Genomic DNA, 21,060 nt, shown 5'->3' on the forward strand with positions numbered 1-21,060 from the left:
GCTCTCATGAATACCCTTGTCGTATCGGGATTGCTGTTGCTGGCGCTGCTTGTGCTGGCGATGTTCTGGAGCAGGGGCAGACAGCAAAAGCACCTGCCCTATGATCTGCAGGAGACCCTGTTCACTCCCGCCGAGCGCTCCTTCCTCGGGGTGCTGGATCTGGCAGTGGGTGACAAGGCCAGGGTCTTTGCCAAGGTACGGGTGGCCGATGTGCTGACCCCGCAATCGGGTATGGGCAAAAGCAGATGGCAGCAGCACTTCAACAAGATCAGCGCCAAGCATTTCGACTATCTGCTTTGCCACCCTGCCGATCTCTCCTTTATCTGTGCCATCGAACTCGATGATAGCTCCCACCGTCACCAGAAGCGCAAGGCGCGGGATCTCTTTCTGAAAACCGCCTGCGACAGCGCCGGTCTGCCGTTGCTGCAGATCCCGGCCAGCGCCAGTTATCTGGTGGAAGAGCTGCGCGAACAGATCCTGCCATTGCTGGTCAAAACCAGTGAACCGCTGGCTGACGATCTGCCGCACGGGGCGCGCCGCGAACCCACCTTCAATCCCCTGCTGCTGGATGGCGTGGATGTCGGTGCCGGGATGCGTGGCCGCAATGCCCATGCCGAAGCCATCTCGCCTGTGCCATACCACGAGCCCGCCATCCAGGCCAAAGGGATGGTGGAGACGCCGCAGAGTGAGGGGGAGCTGGTCGATGGGCTGTTCGCCGATGTGGAGGATGATGAGGAGCACGAGGTGCACCACTGCCCCCGCTGCGATGCGCCGCTGGTGGAGCGGGAGGCGAAAAAGGCTCCCACGCCGGTCGACTCTTCCTGGCCTGCAGCCGTTTTCCCAAGTGTCGTTACGCAGCGCCGCACCACCATAACCGCCACTGAGCGAGTGATCGGCTCCATGGCACAGGGCCAAATAAAGAACCCCTCTTTGAAAAAGAGGGGTTCTTTAGCAATCTGAGACAGTCGATGACTGCCTTTTGCATCTCAATCTCCCGGTTACTGCAACTCAGGCAGCAACCACTTGGCCATCTCGAAGTAGATGATAAGGCCAGTGCCATCCACCAGCGTTGCGATGAACGGCGCGGATACCACCGCCGGGTCGATGCGCAAACGACGCAGCACCATGGGAGTAATGGACGCGACCGTGGCACTCCAGAGCACGATGGCGATGATGGTAAAGGTCACTACCATGCCAATCTGGGGACCGACGCCGAGACTCCATGCCCGTACCCAGGCCGCCATGGCAATGGCCCCCGAAATGAGCAAACCGGTGGAGAGCTCCTTTTTCAGCACGGTACCGAGGTTGTGCAGACTCACCTCCCCGACCGCCATGGCACGTACTATGGTGGTGGTGATCTGGGTGCCGCTGTTACCCCCAGTGCCGATTAGCAGAGGGATAAAGAACGCCAGCGCGATAGCCGCTTCCAGCTGCTCCTCAAAGGCCCGCAGCACCGTGCCGGTGTAAGCTTCCGCCACAAACAGGATAAGCAGCCAGCCCACCCGCTTGCGCCACAGCTGCCAGGGGGTCGCCTGCAGGTAGGGGGTATCGAGCGGCGATGCCCCCCCCTGCATCTCGGCATCCTCGGTGGATTCGAGCTCCAGAATATCCGCCGCATCATCGACGTGGAAAATACCGACCAGTCGCCCCTGATCCTCGACCGGCAGGACCGAGAGATCGCGGTCGATCAGCTGGCGTGCTGCCAGCTCCTGATCCGCCCGGGCGTTAATCCACACCGTCTCCCGATCCATCAGGCTTGCGACACGGGCCAGCGGGTCGGCGATCAGCAAGGTCTTGAGAGAGAGGCTCCCTTGCAGACGGCCATCCCCGTTGACCACATAGATGTGGCGAAACAGCTGGGCATTGTCCCAGGCATCGTGGATCAGCTGTTTGGCGTGACCGACCGTGTCTTCCTCCCGCACCGCCAGATACTCGTGGCGCATGTTGGCCCCCACCGACTCGGTGGGCCAATCCAGCAGGGAGTAATACATGGCCTGAACCTGGGTCGGGAAACGGGCCAGCAACATGGTGCGATCCTGCCGACTCAGTTTGCGCAGGATGGCGACCATCTCGCGACGGGGGATGGCCTCCTGCAACACGCTGACGATGCTGCCATGCAGCCGCTGCAACAGGCGCCCGGCACTCTCGGCAGAGAGTGAGCCGAGCAGTTCGGCACCTTGTGGTATTGGCAGAGTATCAAAGATACAGTTGAGCTCTTCCGGACGCAGGGTCAGCAGTTGATCGGCGCGCTGAACCGGATCCAGATTATGTTCCAGCCAGCCCTGCAGGGCGGCCAGATCGAGCAGTTGGTGACGGTTCAGAATGGTATGTGTTTTCTTCATCACAGATATCCTCATGTGATTTCAGGCGAGCCTGAATGCCTCCGGAAATAGCCGGATGCAACGACAAGAAAACAGCAATTTGATTGACGAGTAATAGGCAGGAAATGACGCCGTTCGGCGTGTCACCATCCCCACGTACCAGCTTTAGCACTGTATAACGTATCCGGCATGCCGGAAGCCACTTGGGTTTACACCTTAATCCGATGAAAACTGTCCTGATCTTGGGCGTCTCTGGACGTCGTGAGATCAGTGGCCTGTGTTTATACAGGAGCCTCGCCTAACGAGATGCTGCAAATAATGCGCACAACCCTCTATTGTGCGGGCGGCATGATTATCCAAACCTGCAGGGAGGTCAACCCCGCAGCAACCATTAATGGGCAACGGCAACCGCTTGTTACAATTGGCTGCCAGCAAGCGGCACGGGCCATGCATTCATTGGCTTGCACTCACACCGACATGACTGGCCATCAAGCCTGAAGCCATTATGTTTATTGCTTCTCACCCTGTATTGCGGTGATCCCGCCATCACCGCACGGAGGGATTACCGATCCAGATAAAAAAAAATCCGAAACCCAATCAACAGGTTTCGGATTTGACACTCTCAGCAGGATCGCTCAATGGATCCTTGGCTGATCACTATCCCCGTTCACGCCGCTTTTTTGCGAGTCACAAAGAGGCTCAGACCCATGGACGTCAGCAGGATCAGCGCAACGACGCCCAATGCAATGCCGGTCGGGATCTTGAAGATATCCAGCAGCAGCATCTTGACCCCGATAAACATCAGGATCAGCGCCAGACCGTATTTGAGCAGGGCGAAGCGATCAGCCACCCCCGCCAGCAGGAAGTACATGGCACGCAGACCCATGATGGCGAAAATGTTGGAGGTCAGCACGATGAAGGGATCCGTGGTCACCGCAAAGATGGCCGGGATACTGTCCACCGCGAAGATGAGATCGCTCACCTCCACCAGCACCAGAATGAGCAGCAGCGGGGTGGCATAGCGCACACCATCACGCCAGACGAAGAATTTCTCCCCTTCCAGAGTTTCGGTCACCTTAAAACGACGGCGCATCCAGCCCAGCAGCGGGTTGTTGGCGAGATCTGGCTCTTTGTCGGCCGCCCACAACATCTTGACACCGGTCAGCAGCAAGAAAGCGCCGAACAGATAGAGGATCCAGTGGAACTGCTCGATGAGCCAGCTACCCGCGAACACCATACCGGCACGCATCACGATGGCACCCAGTACTCCGTAGAGCAGCACGCGACGCTGCAGCTCGGCCGGAATGGCAAAGTAACCGAACAGCATCAGCCAGACGAAGACGTTGTCCACTGCCAGCGCTTTCTCGATGAGGTAGCCGGTGAGGAACTCCAGCCCTTTCTGGTTGGCAATCTCACGGCCCGCGCTGTGATCGAGCCAAAACCAGATAGCCAGGTTGAAGAGCAGCGCCACACTGATCCAGATGAGGGACCAGATACCGGCCTCTTTGAGCGACACCTTGTGGGATTTGCCGCCACCGACAAAGCGTATGTCTATCCATAACAGGACCAGCACTATGCTGAAGAAACCGGTCCACATCCACCATTCACCCATGTTCACTTCTCCCAAAAACGACAAAACCCACGACCGAGAGGCGTGGGTTTGCGTTTGGAGCAGATACACCTTGCCTCTCGGCAAGGTCTCACTTACAGCTGATTTGCATCGACTGCCCGGCTGCCGGGTGCACTGCAGGATATGGGTGCACCGTATTGACGACAAACCGGCGAGAAGTTACTCCCCTTGTTGCGCGGATAGTAGCAGTGGTAAAAGATAACGCCAAGAGGCATCTTCACTGCCGTCAAAAATAAATCGGGGCCCCATCAAGGAGCCCCGCAAACAGGTTCAGCACATCCCCATCAGAGCGGATCCACCTTGAGGCAGGAGACCGCGTGATCGAAATTCCCCTCCAGAACGGGGCGGGTCTTGGCGCACTCGGGCCCAGCCACCGGGCAGCGGGTGCGGAACACGCAACCGGACGGCGGGTTCATCGGTGAGGGCAAGTCCCCCTCCAGGATCTGGATCACCTTGTTGCGCTCCAGCTCCGGGTCCGGGATCGGCACCGCTGACATCAGCGCCTTGGTGTAAGGGTGCAACGGATTGGCGAAGATCTCCTTGCGGGTCCCCAGCTCGACGGCGTTGCCCAGATACATCACCAGCACCCGATCGGAGATGTGTTTGACCACCGACAGATCGTGGGCGATGAAGATGAGCGACAGCCCCATCTCCTTTTGCAGGGATTTGAGCAGGTTGACCACTTGCGCCTGAATGGAAACATCCAGCGCCGAGACCGGCTCGTCGCAGATGATCATCTTGGGCTCGAGGATCAGCGCCCGGGCAATCCCGATCCGCTGGCACTGGCCGCCGGAGAACTCGTGCGGGTAGCGGTTGACCAGGTTGGGCAACAGCCCCACCTTGCTCATCATGGCGCGCACCTTCTCCTTCACCTCTTCCCGTGGCAGGTTGGGGTAGAAGGTGATGAGCGGCTCGGCAATGATGTCGCCGATGGTCATGCGCGGGTTCAGCGAAGCCAGCGGGTCCTGGAAAATCATCTGGATCTCTTTGCGCTTCTCCCGCAGGGCATTTTGATCGAGCTTGGTAAGATCGTCACCCAGCCACACTACCTTGCCATCGGTGGCCGGCACCAGACCGATGATGGCGCGGGCAAAGGTCGATTTGCCGCAGCCGGACTCCCCCACCACGCCGAGAGTTTCCCCTTCGTAGAGACGCATGGTCACGCCATCGACCGCTTTGAGGTCGGACGGCTTGGCCCAGGGCCACGCCTTGCCACTCTTGATACTGAAGTGGACCTTGAGGTCAGACACTTCCAACAGCAATTTTTTGTCGGCACCCATTTAGTTGGCCCCCTTGTTGATCGCATCCGATACCCAGTGGCAAGCCCGCTCCCGACCGTCGTTGAACGGCGTCAGGATCGGTGACTGCTGGCCACAAATCTCGCTGACCCGGTGGCAACGCTCCTGGAAGGGGCAGCCGGTGGGCAAACGCAGCAGGTTGGGCGGATTGCCCGGGATGGTGGGCAGCACTTCCCCTTCGGTATCGAGACGGGGAATGGCGCGCAGCAAGCCTTCGGTGTAGGGGTGGCTCGGGCGATAGAAGATATCGTCTACCTTGCCGTACTCCATGGTACGACCGGCATACATCACCAGCACCTTGTTGCAGATACCGGCGACCACGCCAAGGTCGTGGGTGATCATGATGATGGCGGTGTTGAACTCGCGCTTGAGCTCGTTCATCAGAGTCATGATCTGGGCCTGCACGGTCACGTCGAGCGCGGTGGTCGGCTCATCGGCGATCAGCAGTTGCGGCCGGCACAGCAGCGCCATGGCGATCATCACCCGCTGACGCATGCCGCCGGAAAACTCGTGGGGGTACATCCCCATCCGCTTGCGTGCTTCAGGAATTTTCACCGCATCGAGCATCCGCACCGACTCTTCGAACGCTTCCGCCTTGCTCACCCCTTTGTGCAGCATCAGCACTTCCATCAGCTGATCCTTCACCTTCATGTAGGGGTTAAGCGAGGTCATGGGGTCCTGGAAAATCATGGCGATCTTCTCGGAGCGGATCTTGTTGAGCTTGGACTCTGGCAGGTTGAGGATCTCTTCACCCTGAAATTTGGCGGAGCCGGTAATAATGCCGTTTTTGGCCAGCAGGCCCATGATGGCAAAGGCAGTCTGGGATTTACCGGAGCCGGACTCACCGACGATCCCCAGGGTCTCGCCCGCGGCGAGGGAGAAGTTGAGGTCGTTGACCGCCACCACATTGCCGTCCGGGGTCTTGAACTCGACCCGCAGATCTTTCACATCCAGTAACTTCATATAAAAACTCCTTATCGATCTTGTGTGATGCTTTCCTGTCGATCCATTGGACGCGATTAACGGTCCTTCGCCGCTTTCTTAGCGATCCTTCGGATCGAGGGCGTCACGCAGACCATCCCCGAGGAAGTTGAAGCAAAACAGGGTCACCACCATTAAACCGGCGGGGAACAGCAGTTGCCAGATGGCCACTTCCATCGACTTGGAGCCTTCATCCAGCAGGGCACCCCAGCTGGTCATCGGTTCCTGAACGCCAAGGCCCAGGAAACTCAGGAAGGATTCAAACATGATCATGCCCGGCACCAGCAAGGTGGCGTAGACGGCCACGATACCGAGTACGTTCGGTACGATGTGACGAGTGATGATCTTCCACTTGGAGACACCACAGACGTGGGCCGCCTCGATAAACTCCTTGCTCTTGAGGCTCAGGGTCTGACCGCGCACGATCCGCGCCATGTCGAGCCAGCTCACCGCCCCGATGGCGAGAAAGATAAGCGCCAGATTGCGGCCGAAGAAGGTGACCAGCATGATAACGAAGAACATGAAGGGGAAGGCGTTGAGGATCTCCAGTACCCGCATCATCAGGCTGTCGACCCGGCCGCCGATAAAGCCGGAGGCCGCACCATAAAGGGTGCCAATAACGACGGCCACCATGGCGCCCATGATGCCGACCATCAGGGAGATGCGGCCACCCAGCAGGGTGCGCACAAACAGATCTCGACCCAGGCTGTCGGTGCCGAAGTAGTGACCCGCTTCCATATCCGGCGGCGACTGCATCGCGCCCCAGTCCGGATCGTCAAAGGTGTATTGCGACAGATGGGGGCCAACGATGACCGCCAGACCGATGATGGTCAGAATGATCAGGCTGGTCAGTGCCGCCTTGTTGCGCAGGAAACGGCGACGGGCATCCTTCCACAGGGAGCGCCCCTCCACCACTTCCACTTTTTGCGCGAACGCCTCGACGGCATCGCGTTTTTCAGTTGAAACAACCATGATGAACTCCCGAATTAGTAACGGATCTTGGGATCGATAAAGGCGTAGAGAATATCGACCACAGCGTTAAAGGTGATGGTGAGGGCGCCGACCAGAATGGTCAGACCGAGCACCATGGAGTAATCACGGTTAAGGGCACCGTTAACGAACAGCTGACCGATCCCCGGCAGGCCGAAGATGGTCTCGATCACCACGGAACCTGTGATGATGCCGACAAAGGCCGGGCCCAGATAGGAGACCACCGGCAGCATGGCCGGACGCAGCGCATGCTTCAGGATGATGTGGCGCAGCGGTAAGCCCTTGGCACGGGCGGTACGGATGAAGTTGGAGTTCATGGTCTCGATCATGCTGCCCCGCATGATCCGCGAGATGGCAGAAATGTAGTACATCATCATGCCGAACACCGGCAGCACCATAAACTGGATGCCACCGCCCTGCCAGCCACCAGCCGGGAACCAGCCAAGATGAATACTGAAAAACAGCACCAGCAAGGGCGCCAGCACGAAGCCCGGGATCACCACCCCGGCCATGGCCGACGACATCAGTAGATAGTCGATGATGGTGTTCTGTTTCAGTGCCGCTATGGTGCCGAAGGTAACCCCCAGCAGCACGGCGAAGAAGAAGGCCGTTGTTCCAATCTTGGCGGAAACAGGCAACGCCTGACTCACCAGATCATTGACGGTGAAATCCTTGTATTTGAAAGAGGGCCCCAAATCCCCCTGCACCAGGTTGCCCAGGTAGGTGAGATATTGCATGCCAATCGGTTTGTCGAGCCCGTATTTGGCCTCGATGTTGGCGATGACTTCGGGGGGCAGTGAACGCTCGCTGGTAAAGGGGTTACCCGGGGCGAAACGCATCATAAAGAAAGAGACAGTGATCAACACCAGTAGCGTCGGGATCGCTTCCAATAGCCGTTTAAAAATGAATTTCAACATAGACATTACCTGTCCTGAACTGCTTCCAAAGGGTCGCGGTTGTAATAAAGGCCCGCCGTCTGGCGGGCCCTGCTTGTTATGCGACTTGTTGCTTTAAATCAGTGAGCAATGATGTACATATCTTTGCTGTAGAGGTTATCCAGCGGGTTGCTTGGGTAACCCCCGACGTAAGATTTAACCATCCGGGGTTGCACATATTGGTAGATGGGGATAATCGGCATGTCTTTGGCCAAGATCTCTTCCGCCTGGACGTAGAGCTTGTTGCGCGCATCCGCATCGACCTGATCGCGAGAGTCGGTCATCAACTTGTCAAACGCCGGATTGGAGTATTTGCCATCGTTGTTGCCGTGGGTGGTCTGCATCAGATCCAGCATGGAAGAGGCTTCGTTGTAGTCGGCGCTCCAGCCGGCACGGCCCACATCAAACTGCCCCTGCTTCTTGGTCTCCAGGTAAGTTTTCCACTCCTGGTTCACCAAACTGACTTCTGCACCCAGTTTTTTCCACATGGAGGCAACGGCCACCGCCACTTTCTTGTGGTTGTCATCGGTGTTGTAGAGCAGCTCGAACTTCAGCGGCTTGCTGGCATCGAAACCGGCCTCTTTCAACAGCGCCTTGGCCTTGGCATCTCGCTCGGCCTGGGTCATTTTTGACCACTCAGGGGCAACCGGTTTAAAACCATCAACATAGTCAGGCGTCAAGCCATATGCAGGCTCTTGACCTTGCCCCATGACTTTATCTGCAATCACATCGCGATTGACCGCATAAGAGAGCGCCGTACGCACTCGCACGTCATCAAACGGCTTTTTCTTAATGTTGAACTGGTAGTAATAAGTAGAAACCAGACCTTCAACCTTCAGATCTGCCGGATAATCCTTCTTGAGTTGCTTGAAACGTTCGATAGGCACGTTCCATGTCATATCGATTTCGCCAGCCAAGAAGCGATTGAGCTCTGCGTTGGTGGATTGGATCGGAAGATAGGTAACCTTGTTGATCGCCGTTTTTGCATCATTCCAATAGTTTTTGTTGCGCTCCAACCCAATTCGCTCGTTAACAACCCATTCCTTCAATACGTAGGCACCGTTACCTACCATATTGCCCGGCTGGGTCCATTTTTCACCATACTTCTCGATCACCTTTTTCGGCACCGGGTAGGTAGTGGTATGAGAGAGCATGGTGACAAAATAAGGGATCGCCTTCTCAAGCTGCACTTCAAAGGTGTAATCATCAGTCGCCTTCACACCCAGCGTATCGGACGGCTTCTTGCCGGCAATGATCTCTGTGGCGTTGGCGATGGTCGGCATCTCCAGATACCAGGAGTAAGGAGAGGCGGTCTTGGGGTCAACTGCACGTTGGAAGGCATAGACAAAGTCATGAGCGGTGACTGGCTCACCGTTTGACCACTTGGCATCCTTGCGCAGGTGGAAGACATAGTGCTTGTTATCCTTGGTTTCCCAAGACTCTGCTACCCCGGGAACGACTTCACCCTTGTGTCCAGAGGAGACCAACCCCTCAAACAAGTCACGCAAAATGGCGGACTCAGGTGTTCCTTCAACTTTCTGAGGGTCCAACGTTGCCGGCTCGGAACCGTTGCCTTTTACCAGTTGCTGAACTTCAGCCAGCTTGGTTCCCGCCGGGATATCGGCAGCCTGAGCCACATTGACACCACCAAACAGTGCAGCCATCAGCAGTGTGTTAATCATTGTTTTTTTATGAGTCATTTCCCTACTCCAACAAGAACATTCCATGCGTTATTAAAAGTGACGGGATGGAAACCCGCTCCCAGCATAATTCCCTGCCAATTCCGATAATGCAACAGATATTGTCAGGGTAATCGCCATTCTTTGGACAAAAAATCATATGTGGAGCGCTTTTTCAGTGTTAAAACACCAGCGCCTAGCTCATTTTTCACACAAACGACCGATTTTAGAAAAGACCAGGTAAAAAGCAACCAATAAAAAGCCGGTCACAAGGACCGGCTTTCATAAAACAGACCTGGCTCACATCAGACTGGGGAAAACCCCCTTGATGCCGGCCACCATGATCTCGATACCGAGGGACATCATGATAAGACCCATGATACGGGTCACCACGTTGATGCCGGTGTTGCCCATGATCTTGAACAACAGCGGCGCGGCACGAAAGATGAGCCAGGAGCAGAAAGAGAAGACCACCACCACCACGGACATGCCGAGCAGTTGCTGCCAGTGACTCTGGCTGGCATAGACAATCACCGAGGAGATAGCACCGGGCCCCGCCATCAACGGCAGCGCCAGCGGTACCACGGCGATCGATTCACGCACCGCCAGTTCACCCTTTTCCTGTTTGTTATGCTTCACCTCACCCAGCTTGCCCTGCAACATCGACCAGGCGATCAGGGTGATCAGCGACCCCCCGGCAATCCGAAACGATGCCAGCGAGATGCCAAACCCATCGAGGATAAGCTGCCCCATATACATGGAGACCAGCAGGATCACCATCACCGCGATATTGGCGGTGGTGTTGGTTTTCATCCGCTCAGCCTGGGTATGGTGGCTGGTCAGGCTGACAAACACCGGCAACAAACCAAGCGGATTGATAATTGCGAACAGACCGACAAAAAACTTTAGATACAACGAGACGTCAATTGCTGCCATAGGCGCCTTCCAATAGAGTGTCGGGCCCACTGGGCCAGTCCATTAATTTCGTGTGTAAATTTACATCATAGCCAGAGCGGGCACCAATCAAATAATCTCACCATTTCCGGGGGTTTTTAGTTAGTTCAGCTAATGCATCCGCTCTCACTGGCATAAAATGATGCAAAAAGCATCTGCCACCGCCAGACAAGCATCACAAGCGTGAACGCGAGCCTGCTTATATCATGACCAGCACCACTGACATTGACTCGGCAAGAGTGCAGCAACGCAAAACAGGTAACGCGGGCAGAAATAGCATCCTCGGGGAATAAAGCAGATTAATCATGGATTAAAACAACAATCATTTTCGCAACAAATGCTGGAATTAACCACGTTTGCCGGTGATTTTGAAACCAATTCACTCATATTTGCTAACCAATACCGTCAAAACGGTTCTACAAACCGATGCAAAAGTGCAATTAACCACTTGATAAATGTGGTTTATTACCCTCTATTAACACGTTTCTTGCCTTTCACTTCTACACACATTCCGATAACATCAGTCAAACAAGGTTCGTGAAACAAAATTTCTTTTGTTCTTTTGTTACACATGATCTAGATCAAGTTTTTCTGAGTCAGCCCCGCTCTATAATCGACTCAGAAAGCGATTTAGTAAGGCATGTAAATACCCCGTTGTAGTGATTCTGTTCTTGACAGGGCATCTATAATTGCTGGGCATTGCCAACGTCTTACTAAACAGTTTTCAAATAATCAGGAGATAAACATGGCAGTAACCAATATGGCTGAACTGGATGCACTGGTCGCCCGCGTTAAAGAAGCACAGCGTGAATTCGCCAGCTTCTCGCAAGAGCAGGTAGACAAGATCTTCCGTGCCGCCGCCCTGGCCGCCAGCAATGCCCGTATCCCCCTGGCCCAGATGGCCGTGGAAGAGTCCGGTATGGGTATCATCGAAGACAAGGTTATCAAGAACCACTTCGCCTCCGAATACATCTACAACAAGTACAAAGAAGAGAAGACCTGCGGCATCCTCAGTGAAGATGACGAGATGGGTACCATCACCATCGCCGAGCCGGTAGGTATCATCTGCGGTATCGTTCCGACCACCAACCCGACCTCCACTGCGATCTTCAAATCCCTGATCTCCCTGAAGACCCGCAACGCCATCATCTTCTCCCCGCACCCTCGTGCCAAGAACTCCACCAATACCGCTGCCAAGTTGGTACTGGATGCAGCCATTGCCGCCGGTGCACCGAAAGACATCATCGGCTGGATCGATCAACCGACTGTTGAGCTCTCCAACGCCCTGATGAAGCACAATGACATCAACCTGATCCTGGCCACCGGTGGCCCGGGCATGGTGAAAGCCGCTTACTCCTCTGGTAAGCCCGCTATCGGTGTCGGTGCCGGTAACGTCCCTGTTGTTATCGACGAAACTGCCGATGTGAAGCGTGCTGTTGCCTCCATCCTGATGTCCAAAACCTTCGACAACGGCGTCGTCTGTGCCTCCGAGCAAGCCGTTATCGTGGTTGACTCCATCTATGACCAGGTGAAAGAGCGTTTCGCGACTCACAACGGTTATGTACTGACCAAAGAAGAAGCTGACAAGGTCCGTAAGGTCATTCTGATCAACGGGGCCATGAACGCCAACATCGTAGGCCAGCCTGCGACCAAGATCGCCGAAATGTCTGGCGTGACCGTACCTGCCACCACCAAGATCCTCATCGGTGAAGGTCTGGAAGTGTGTGAAGAGGAAGAGTTCGCTCACGAGAAGCTCTCCCCGACTCTGGGTATGTTCCGCGCCAAGAACTTCGAAGAAGCCGTAGAAATGGCCTGCAAAATGGTCAACCTGGGTGGTATCGGCCACACCTCCGGTCTGTACACCGACCAGGATCGCAACGCCGACCGCATCAAGTACTTCGGCGACAAGATGAAAACCGCCCGTATCCTGATCAACACCCCGACCACTCAGGGCGGTATCGGTGACCTGTACAACTTTGCCATTGCACCTTCCTTGACGCTGGGTTGCGGTTCCTGGGGTGGTAACTCCATCTCCGAAAACGTGGGTCCCAAGCACCTGATCAACAAGAAGACAGTCGCAAAACGGGCAGAAAATATGCTGTGGCACAAACTTCCGAAATCCATCTACTTCCGTCGTGGTTCCCTGCCGATCGCTCTGGGCGACCTGGAAGGTAAAAAGCGCGCACTGGTCGTGACTGACCGCTTCCTGTTCAACAACGGCTACGCCGATGAAGTGGTTCGTCTGCTCAAGGGCCTGAAGATGGAAGTGGAAGTGTTCTACGAAGTAGAAGCTGACCCGACTCTGTCTGTGGTACGCAAAGGTGCCGAGATGGCGAACTCCTTCAAGCCTGACGTGATCGTTGCGCTGGGTGGTGGTTCACCGATGGATGCGGCCAAGATCATGTGGGTGATGTACGAGCACCCGGAAACTGCGTTCGAAGATCTGGCCATGCGCTTCATGGACATCCGCAAGCGTATCTACAAGTTCCCGAAAATGGGCGTGAAGGCCGAACTGGTCTGTATCACCACCACTTCCGGTACCGGTTCTGAAGTGACTCCGTTTGCGGTCGTGACCGATGACGCCACTGGCATGAAGTACCCGCTGGCTGACTACGAGCTGACCCCGAACATGGCCATCGTCGATGCCAACCTGGTCATGGGCATGCCGAAATCCCTGTGTGCCTTCGGTGGTATCGATGCCGTGACTCACGCCATGGAAGCCTACGTTTCCGTACTGGCCAACGAGTACTCTGACGGCCAGGCACTGCAAGCCCTGAAACTGCTGAAAGAGTACCTGCCGTCCAGCTACCAGAACGGTGCTAACGACCCGGTTGCTCGTGAAAAAGTACACAACGCCGCCACCATCGCCGGTATCGCGTTTGCCAACGCCTTCCTGGGTGTGTGCCACTCCATGGCCCACAAACTGGGTGCTGAGTTCCACATTCCGCACGGTCTGGCCAACGCCCTGCTGATCAGCAACGTGATCCGCTATAACGCCAACGACAACCCGACCAAGCAGACAGCGTTCTCCCAGTACGACCGTCCGCAAGCTCGCCGTCGTTACGCCGAAGTGGCTGACCACCTGGGTCTGACTGCTGCCGGTGACCGCACCGCCGCCAAGATCGAGAAGCTGCTGGTATGGCTGGACGAACTGAAAGCCACGCTGGGCATCCCGGCCTCCATCCGTGAAGCTGGCGTGTCTGAAGCTGACTTCCTGGCCAAGGTTGACCAACTGTCCATCGAAGCCTTCGATGACCAGTGCACCGGCGCCAACCCGCGCTACCCGCTGATCAGCGAGCTGAAAGCCATCCTGATGGACACCTACTACGGCCGTCCGTTCACCGAAGGCGCCGCTGCTCCTGCTGCCGCCCCGGTTGAAACCAAAGCTGAAGGCAAGAAAAAATCCAAGGCCTGATAACCAGTCCTGAGATAAAAAGCCCGCGCATTGCGCGGGCTTTTTTTATTTGCAGCCTACAGTTGCAAAACTCCCCTCCCCCTACGTTGCGGCTACGCAATAATCCCTTGCCAACCAACCCACCGGGATAAACATGGCTATAATCCCCAATCCCCAGTCGTGTTGCAAAGCAGATCTTGATTTGGCCATCAGGTAGCGCGACGGGGCGCCTTTTTGATATCGCGTTATCAGCGTTTGATCTTCTTAGGGTTGGTATAGCCTCAGACGGTGTACATGTCCACCAGCAGAGCGCCGTTGTACTCCTCCAGGTCAGACTGCTTCACCTCGGCATCCCCCTGGCGTCCAAACAGCACCACCTCATCACCGGGTTTGATCCCCTTGATGTCGGTGACGTCCACCATGGTGGTGTTCATGGAGGTCTTGCCCACCACCGGGGCCTTCTGGCCATGGATCAGCACATAGGACTTGTTGCTCATGGCGCGGCGGTAGCCATCGGAGTAACCCATCGGCAGGTTGGCGAGCAGGGAGTCGCGCTTATTGCCAGCCGGATAGTGGTTGACGGAAGCAACCTGGGTTTTGAATGCCATCACCTTCTTGTACTCGGTGTAAGACGAGATGGTGTCGCCATAGATGATGCCGCCCGGTCGTACTATGTCAAAGTATGCCTCCGGCACTTCCAGAGTGGCAAAGGAGTTGGCCGCGTGGATAGCTTGTATGGGTCGGCCATATTGGTGATGGTTCAACCACAACTTCTTGTTATTTTGATGATTTTTATCACTCTTAACAGGCGCCGACTGGTTTGGCGTCTACAGCAAAAAAACTGAGCAGGGAGTCTCACGATACCCCTTGGAGGAGAAAATGGTCAGTCTTGAGTTACGTTTGCCACCACCGCTGATCTTCCTGCTTTGTGCCGGGGCCATGTGGTGGCTAAGAGGGGAGAGTCAGCCCGGCATCTGGGCAACGGCGCTGATGGCTGTGCTGGTCGTGGCGGGGGCCATCATGGGCTTTGGTGCCCTGCAACGGTTTCGCCACCATCAAACCACTGTCAGCCCCACCCGGCCTCATGAAACTCGCCAACTGGTTACCTCTGGCGTCTATCGTGTCAGCCGCAATCCCATGTATCTGGGCTTACTCTGTTGGCTGGCCGCCTGGGGCTGTTATCTCGGTGGAAGTTGGGTCTGGGTTGGGCCAATCGTGCTGGTGGTCTGGTTGACCCGTTTCCAAATCATGCCGGAGGAGCGGCTGCTGCGCGCCCGCTTCGGCGACGAGTATGTGGCGTATTGCCAGCGTGTTCGCCGCTGGTGCTGACTGGCAGTGATCTGCGTGAGCTGAGGGATAAGTCGGTCAGCCGTGCGCGATAAAGAGAACCCCGGGGGGGCCCGGGGTTCGCGAGGGGGCAGGTTAGAAAAAATCGCCCTTCTCGTCCTTGGTGGGTTCCAGGCTCCAGCCGGTGGCATCGCTGCTGCTGGCAATTTGCCCTTTATCCTTCCACAGCTTGATCTTGAGGCGCAGGTTGTTGGCCGAGTCGGCGTTCTTCACCGCCTCCTCCTCCTCAATCACCCCTTCCACCACCAGATCGAACAGGGCACTGTCGAAGGTGACCATGCCGAGGGCCTTGGATTTCTCCATCACCTCTTTGAGGCCGCCAAATTCACCGCGCTTGATCATGTCGCGGATGGTGTGGGTGCCCAGCATGATCTCCACTGCGGCCCGGCGGCCACCATCGGTGGTTTTCACCAGCCGCTGGGAGACAAAGGCCTTGAGGTTATTGCCCAGATCATTGAGTAGTTGCGGACGGCGCTCCTCGGGGAAGAAGTTGATAATACGATCCAACGCCTGGTTGGCGTTGTTGGCGTGCAGGGTGGAGATGGCAAGGTGGCCGGTTTCGGAGAAGGCCAGCGCATGCTCCATGGTTTCGCGATCGCGAATTTCACCGATGAGGATCACATCCGGCGCCTGACGCAGGGTGTTTTTCAGCGCGGCGTGGAAGCTGCGGGTATCCACCCCGACCTCCCGCTGATTGATGATGCTCTTGCGGTGGCGATGAACGAACTCCACCGGATCCTCGATGGTGATGATGTGGCCGCCGCTGTTGCGGTTGCGATGGTCGATAAGCGCCGCCAGCGAGGTCGATTTGCCCGAGCCGGTGCCGCCGACAAACAGCACCAGGCCTCGTTTCTCCATGATGGTGTCGAGCAACACCGACGGGAGCTTGAGATCTTCAAAGCGGGGGATTTCGGTCTTGATATTGCGCGCTACCAGGGAGACTTCGTTGCGCTGCTTGAAGATGTTGACCCGAAAGCGGCCGATCTGGTGCAGGGAGATGGCGAGGTTCATCTCCAGATCCTTCTCGAACTGCAGCTTCTGCTCGCCATCCATGATCTCGGCGGCGATCCGCGCCACTTCTCCCGGCGCCAGCGGTGTGTCGTTCAAGGGGCGCAGACCGCCGTTGAATTTGGCACAGGGAGGGGCGCCAGTCGACAAATAGAGGTCTGAGCCATCCTGTTTGGCCAGGATCTGTAACATGTCTCGCAATTCCATTTTTTGCCTCTTCGATCAATGAGATGCCATGAGCAGGATGATATTGAGTGTACAGCGTCAGGCGCCGGTCAGTTTCTCGCGAAAGACAAAAAAGACCGCACCGAGAATGCAGAGCCCTGCCCAGAGGTAGTCCCATTTCAGATCTTCTTTGAGATAAAAGATAGAGAAGGGGACGAAGACAGTGAGTGTGATCACTTCTTGCAAGATTTTCAGCTGACCCACGCTCATCACCGTATGGCCGATGCGGTTGGCGGGCACTTGCAGCAGGTATTCGAACAGGGCGATGCCCCAGCTCACCAACGCAGCAATGATCCAGGGTTTGTGGTTCATGCTCTTGAGATGAGCGTACCAGGCGAAGGTCATAAAGACGTTGCTGCACAGCAGCAGGCCGATACTGGCGAAAATCGGGTTCATAGGGTTCTCCTTAAAAATCCGACGCATTTTATCCCTGAACCACGGCTTTTCATACGTGGTGCTGGAGGGTATTTTTAACCAACAGGAGCAGGCCGTGCGAGGTATGCAACGGTATGGACAAGGCGGGCTATCGCCCCGCCACGCCGATGACCCTCTATCTGGGAATGAGCAAGCACTCACCTCACCAATTGCTGCGCCAGCCCTTGCTGGTAGCGCTGCAAAATCAGGTGACCAGCGGTGAGATAAGCGTGATGGCCAAGCGTTAACAACCTTGACCTTGGGTGGCAAGCCACTGTTATCATGCCCTTTTCCTGCTTTCCCCCGGCGCTGCGACAGGGCCGGGGATGAAGCCTTGTTATTGTCGGGGATCATCCTTGTACCTCTCCCTTATCGCCCGTCAGCAGCGCTGGCAGCGGCGCTGGCTCTGTGGCCTGACGCTGCTGACGCTGCTGTTGTTTCTCTTCTCCCTCGTCTGGGGCGAATTTGTACTACTGCCCTGGCAGCCCCTTGGCGATCTCGAACAGCGCATTCTGCTGGAGTTGCGTCTGCCGCGCGCCTTGCTGGCCCTCTTGGCTGGCGCAGCGCTTGCTTGTGGCGGCGCCGTGCTGCAGGTGATGTTGCACAATCCGGTGGCTGAACCCGGTCTGCTCGGCGTCTCAAGCGGAGCAGGACTGGCCGCCATGGTGGCGATGGCGGTGGCCAAATCTCTTGGCCTCTATCTGCCCGGCTGGGGGCTGTCGCTGGCGGCCTTTGCGGGCGCCCTGCTGGTGACCATGTTGCTCATTCGGCTGGCACGCCGCGCCCGTCTCGGCCATGCCCGCTTGCTGTTGTTTGGCGTGGCGATCGGTATTCTTACCAATGCTGCCATGACTTGGCTGATGTACTTTGCCGATGATGGCTCCTTGCGTGAATTCATGTTCTGGATGATGGGCAGCCTCTCTTACGGCAGCCAGCAGTTTGCCTGGTGGTGGCTGGTACTGCCGCTCACCCTGGGCTGGCTCTGCTGGCAGGGCAAGGCGCTGCAACAGTTGTTGCTGGGGGAGACCCAGGCCCGCCTGATGGGGATGGATGTTGACAAGATGCGGGTGCGGCTGGTGCTGGCGGTTTGCCTGCTGACTGGTGTGGCGGTGTCGCTGTGCGGCGTCATTGGCTTTGTCGGGCTGGTAGTGCCCCATCTGCTGCGGCTCTGTGGTGGCAGCGATCAGCGCTTCCTGCTGCCTGCCTCGGCGCTTGGCGGCGGAGCCCTGCTGCTGGCCGCCGATCTGTTAGCGCGCTCAGCCCTCAGTGCCGGTGAGCTGCCCATCGGCGTCATCACCGCTTCGGTAGGGGCACCGCTCTTTATCTACCTGCTATTGAGGCAAACTGCCGATGATGCTGCATGATTTGGTCGGGGCGCACAGTCTCCTTATTTACACGTTATTGAGGCAAGATGCCGATGTCGCCCGCTGATCTCACGCCTGTTGCTTCTCGTGCTGCTGCGTCGCGGCTGGAGGCGCGCGCACTCGCCATTGCCGGGCGGCTCTCCCCCCTCGATCTGCGCTGGCATGACGGCCAGCTGGTGGCGCTGCTCGGTCCCAATGGCAGTGGCAAGTCGACCCTGCTCGGTGCATTGGCGGGGATCTTGCCAGCTGAGGGCACCGTCTTGCTGGGAGGGGAAGTACTCACTGACCTGAGCTGGCCCGAGTTGGCCAAACGGCGCACCATGCTGCCCCAGCGCCAGCCTCAACTGTTTCATATTCCGGTGTTTCAGGTGCTGAGCCTGGGGCTCAATGAGGCGGTTGCCCCCGCCAGACAAAACGAGGCGATAAACGCACTGTGTGAGGCGCTGGAGCTGGAGGCTTTGCTGGCCCGAGACTTCAGCCGGTTGTCGGGCGGTGAGCAGCAGCGGGTGCTGATTGCCCGCACCCTGCTGCAGGTGTGGCCGAGCCTCAATCCGACCGGCAAGGTGCTGCTGCTGGATGAGCCGCTGGCGGGGCTCGACCTGCATCATCAGCTGGCGCTGCTACGGCTGCTGAAAACCCTGGCCGGTCAGGGTTTACTGGTGGTGCTCGCCCTCCACGATATCAATCTGGCCATCGACTGGGCCGACCGCATTCTCTGCCTGCAAGGGGGCGCGGTGGTGCGCGAAGGGGGCGTCGAGCTGGTGGATGAGGTGCTGCTGGCGCAGGTATTCCAGATCCGCACCGACCGCATCGAAGCGGCAGGGCGCGTGTGGTTTATGCCCAGTTTGTAGGTTCTTCGCGGAAGCGTGGGGAAGAGTAAGTTGACAGACAGGGTTCGGGTAAACTGGTAGTCGCCAAACAACCCGACTCCCTTACCCTGCTGTCGCTATGCATCATATTGATTTTGCCTCGTTCTGGCCAGGTTACGACGTTTCTGTCCATCGCCGCTCTGCCACACAAATCACATTGGCTCTTGAGCCTCTCGCCAATCATCTACCGCTCTGTGGTCAGTGCCATCAGCCCTGTCCACTCATCCATGACCGCCGAATGCGCACGGTTCGTGACCGTGACCTCCTTGAACTTCGCGTACATCTGCAAGTCCCCGTCCGTCGGGTTGACTGCCTGCGCTGTGGTCGGGTTTCTGAGCATATCGATTGGTTACCCCCAGCTCCCGGCTGACACAGCGATTGCTGCGCTGGGTAGAGGCCTTGCTTGAGCTGATGCCTATCAGTCATATCAGCCAGCTCACCGGACTGCACTGGCATACCATCAAGGCCATCGACAAGCGTCGGCTACAGGCCAGTGTTGGCACCTTTGAGCCCGGCTCGGTGCGGCGGCTGGTGATGGATGAATTCGCCCTGCATAAAGGCCACCGCTATGCCACAGTGATCATGGATGCTGAACGGACTCGCGTTTTGTGGGTGGGGCATGGCAACAGCCGAGAGGCTATTCGCCCCTTTTTCGAGCTGATGGGCGAACGATGCCAACAGATTGAAGCGGTGGCCATGGACATGAACTCCGCCTTCGATCTGGAAGTGAAACAGCACTGTCCACAGGCCGAGGTGGTGTATGACTTGTTCCATGTGGTGGCCGGTTATGGCCGCAAAGTGCTCGACCGAATTCGGGTGGATCAAGCCAATGCATTAAAGCATGACAAGCCGGCTCGCAAGGTCGTCAAGCTGGCGCGTTGGCTATTCCTGCGCAATCGAGAAAATCTCAAGGAAGACCAGGCGGTGAAATTACAAGAGCTATTGGAAGCCAATAAGCCCTTGGCGACAGCATATGTTCTCAAGGAGGCCCTGAAGGAAATCTGGTACGCCCCGAGTGTCAGGGAAGGTTGGCGACGATGGAAGGCCTGGATGCGGCAAGCGAAGGAAAGTGGCCTGGAGCCCTTAGAGCGTTTTGCCAAAAACCTTCGCCGTTACACCCGGGGGATTTTGGCCAGCGCAATCTTTCCCATGCACACCAGCCTGCTGGAGGGCGTGAATAATCGGATCAAAGTGATCAAACGCATGGCTTATGGATTTCGGGACTCAGAATACTTTTTCCTGAAAATCAAGGCCGCCTTCCCCGGAAAGACGCGATGAACCAGTTTGTAAGTAGGGTGTATAGGAAAGAGCGCGCATGTAGGGTCGATTAGCGAAGCGTAATCGGCCGACAGCAAGAAGAAGGGGCCGGTATCAAAAATACCGGCCCCTTTGGTTTTATTCGCAGTTCAAGCCTGTTTGCTCAGGCGCACCCGCGCCGCCTCGGCCAGCATCGCCAGCAGGATTTCGGTGTCGCTCCACGACAGGCAGGCATCTGTGATGCTCTGGCCGAAGGGTGATGACGCAGCCGTTACCGCAGGTTTGCTTTGTTCAACCGTACCCAGGCGGCCTCTGCCAGCATGGCCAACAGGGTTTCGGTGTCGCTCCACGACAGGCAGGCATCTGTGATGCTCTGGCCGAAGGGTGATGACGC

At 56.8% G+C, this 21,060-nt stretch carries 15 protein-coding genes, 4 pseudogenes and 1 riboswitch; of the genes and pseudogenes, 7 read left to right on the plus strand and 12 right to left on the minus strand.

Going from position 1 to position 21,060, the window contains the following annotated elements; all coding sequences use genetic code 11:
• Positions 1-6 precede the first annotated feature (6 nt).
• A pseudogene (locus tag NMD14_12740) lies at positions 7-884 on the plus strand (DUF2726 domain-containing protein).
• A 114-nt stretch (positions 885-998) separates the two neighbouring features.
• Here the strand turns inward: NMD14_12740 and mgtE are convergent.
• The 8 genes from mgtE to NMD14_12780 all read right to left on the minus strand — a co-directional run bounded on the left by mgtE (position 999) and on the right by NMD14_12780 (position 10,770).
• Complete coding sequence (gene mgtE, locus NMD14_12745) at positions 999-2,342, minus strand: magnesium transporter (protein XEI31647.1); 1,344 nt, start codon at positions 2,340-2,342, stop codon at positions 999-1,001.
• Between the two features lie 122 nt (positions 2,343-2,464).
• Positions 2,465-2,634, minus strand: a riboswitch (M-box (ykoK) riboswitch).
• 354 nt (positions 2,635-2,988) lie between these two features.
• Positions 2,989-3,933, minus strand: a complete 945-nt coding sequence (locus tag NMD14_12750) for a TerC family protein (protein ID XEI31648.1) — start codon at positions 3,931-3,933, stop codon at positions 2,989-2,991.
• 302 nt (positions 3,934-4,235) lie between these two features.
• A complete protein-coding gene (gene oppF, locus NMD14_12755; protein XEI31649.1) occupies positions 4,236-5,231 on the minus strand; it encodes a murein tripeptide/oligopeptide ABC transporter ATP binding protein OppF in 996 nt (331 codons plus the stop codon).
• Entirely contained in the window at positions 5,232-6,212 is a 981-nt protein-coding gene (locus NMD14_12760) for an ABC transporter ATP-binding protein (protein ID XEI31650.1), read from the minus strand.
• A gap of 78 nt (positions 6,213-6,290) precedes the next feature.
• A complete protein-coding gene (gene oppC, locus NMD14_12765) occupies positions 6,291-7,202 on the minus strand; it encodes an oligopeptide ABC transporter permease OppC (GenBank protein XEI31651.1) in 912 nt (303 codons plus the stop codon).
• Between the two features lie 14 nt (positions 7,203-7,216).
• The gene (oppB, locus tag NMD14_12770; protein ID XEI31652.1) at positions 7,217-8,137 is read right to left on the minus strand and encodes an oligopeptide ABC transporter permease OppB; all 921 of its coding nucleotides are present in this window, start codon (positions 8,135-8,137) and stop codon (positions 7,217-7,219) included.
• 98 nt (positions 8,138-8,235) lie between these two features.
• Positions 8,236-9,855, minus strand: a complete 1,620-nt coding sequence (locus tag NMD14_12775; GenBank protein XEI31653.1) for an ABC transporter substrate-binding protein — start codon at positions 9,853-9,855, stop codon at positions 8,236-8,238.
• A gap of 279 nt (positions 9,856-10,134) precedes the next feature.
• A complete protein-coding gene (locus tag NMD14_12780) occupies positions 10,135-10,770 on the minus strand; it encodes a YchE family NAAT transporter (GenBank protein XEI31654.1) in 636 nt (211 codons plus the stop codon).
• 763 nt (positions 10,771-11,533) lie between these two features.
• On the opposite strand from NMD14_12780, the gene adhE reads away from it, so the two are divergent.
• Positions 11,534-14,203, plus strand: a complete 2,670-nt coding sequence (adhE, locus tag NMD14_12785) for a bifunctional acetaldehyde-CoA/alcohol dehydrogenase (GenBank protein XEI31655.1) — start codon at positions 11,534-11,536, stop codon at positions 14,201-14,203.
• 260 nt (positions 14,204-14,463) lie between these two features.
• Here the strand turns inward: adhE and NMD14_12790 are convergent.
• Positions 14,464-14,910 (minus strand): annotated as a pseudogene (locus tag NMD14_12790) (alanine racemase).
• A gap of 151 nt (positions 14,911-15,061) precedes the next feature.
• On the opposite strand from NMD14_12790, the gene NMD14_12795 reads away from it, so the two are divergent.
• Positions 15,062-15,511 (plus strand): isoprenylcysteine carboxylmethyltransferase family protein, encoded by a 450-nt coding sequence (locus NMD14_12795; protein XEI31656.1) that lies wholly within the window; start codon positions 15,062-15,064, stop codon positions 15,509-15,511.
• Between the two features lie 93 nt (positions 15,512-15,604).
• On the opposite strand, the gene tapW is transcribed toward NMD14_12795, so the two are convergent.
• Positions 15,605-16,744, minus strand: a complete 1,140-nt coding sequence (gene tapW, locus NMD14_12800) for a type IVa pilus ATPase TapW (protein ID XEI31657.1) — start codon at positions 16,742-16,744, stop codon at positions 15,605-15,607.
• A 57-nt stretch (positions 16,745-16,801) separates the two neighbouring features.
• Positions 16,802-17,158, minus strand: a complete 357-nt coding sequence (locus NMD14_12805) for a DMT family protein (protein XEI31658.1) — start codon at positions 17,156-17,158, stop codon at positions 16,802-16,804.
• A 113-nt stretch (positions 17,159-17,271) separates the two neighbouring features.
• Between NMD14_12805 and NMD14_12810 the strand changes: the two genes are divergently transcribed.
• The 4 genes and pseudogenes from NMD14_12810 to NMD14_12825 all read left to right on the plus strand — a co-directional run bounded on the left by NMD14_12810 (position 17,272) and on the right by NMD14_12825 (position 20,687).
• On the plus strand, positions 17,272-17,424 hold the full coding sequence (locus NMD14_12810; protein ID XEI31659.1) for a hypothetical protein: 153 nt from the start codon (positions 17,272-17,274) through the stop codon (positions 17,422-17,424).
• Positions 17,425-17,532: 108 nt separating this feature from the next.
• Positions 17,533-18,540, plus strand: a complete 1,008-nt coding sequence (gene btuC / locus NMD14_12815) for a vitamin B12 ABC transporter permease BtuC (protein XEI31660.1) — start codon at positions 17,533-17,535, stop codon at positions 18,538-18,540.
• A 53-nt stretch (positions 18,541-18,593) separates the two neighbouring features.
• A complete protein-coding gene (locus NMD14_12820; protein XEI34761.1) occupies positions 18,594-19,391 on the plus strand; it encodes an ATP-binding cassette domain-containing protein in 798 nt (265 codons plus the stop codon).
• Between the two features lie 97 nt (positions 19,392-19,488).
• Positions 19,489-20,687 (plus strand): annotated as a pseudogene (locus NMD14_12825) (ISL3 family transposase).
• 250 nt (positions 20,688-20,937) lie between these two features.
• On the opposite strand, the pseudogene NMD14_12830 reads toward NMD14_12825, so the two are convergent.
• Positions 20,938-21,057 (minus strand): annotated as a pseudogene (locus tag NMD14_12830) (3-deoxy-7-phosphoheptulonate synthase).
• Positions 21,058-21,060: the final 3 nt, after the last annotated feature.

The organism is Aeromonas veronii, from assembly GCA_041319085.1.
In the GTDB taxonomy this organism is placed as follows: domain Bacteria; phylum Pseudomonadota; class Gammaproteobacteria; order Enterobacterales; family Aeromonadaceae; genus Aeromonas; species Aeromonas veronii_F.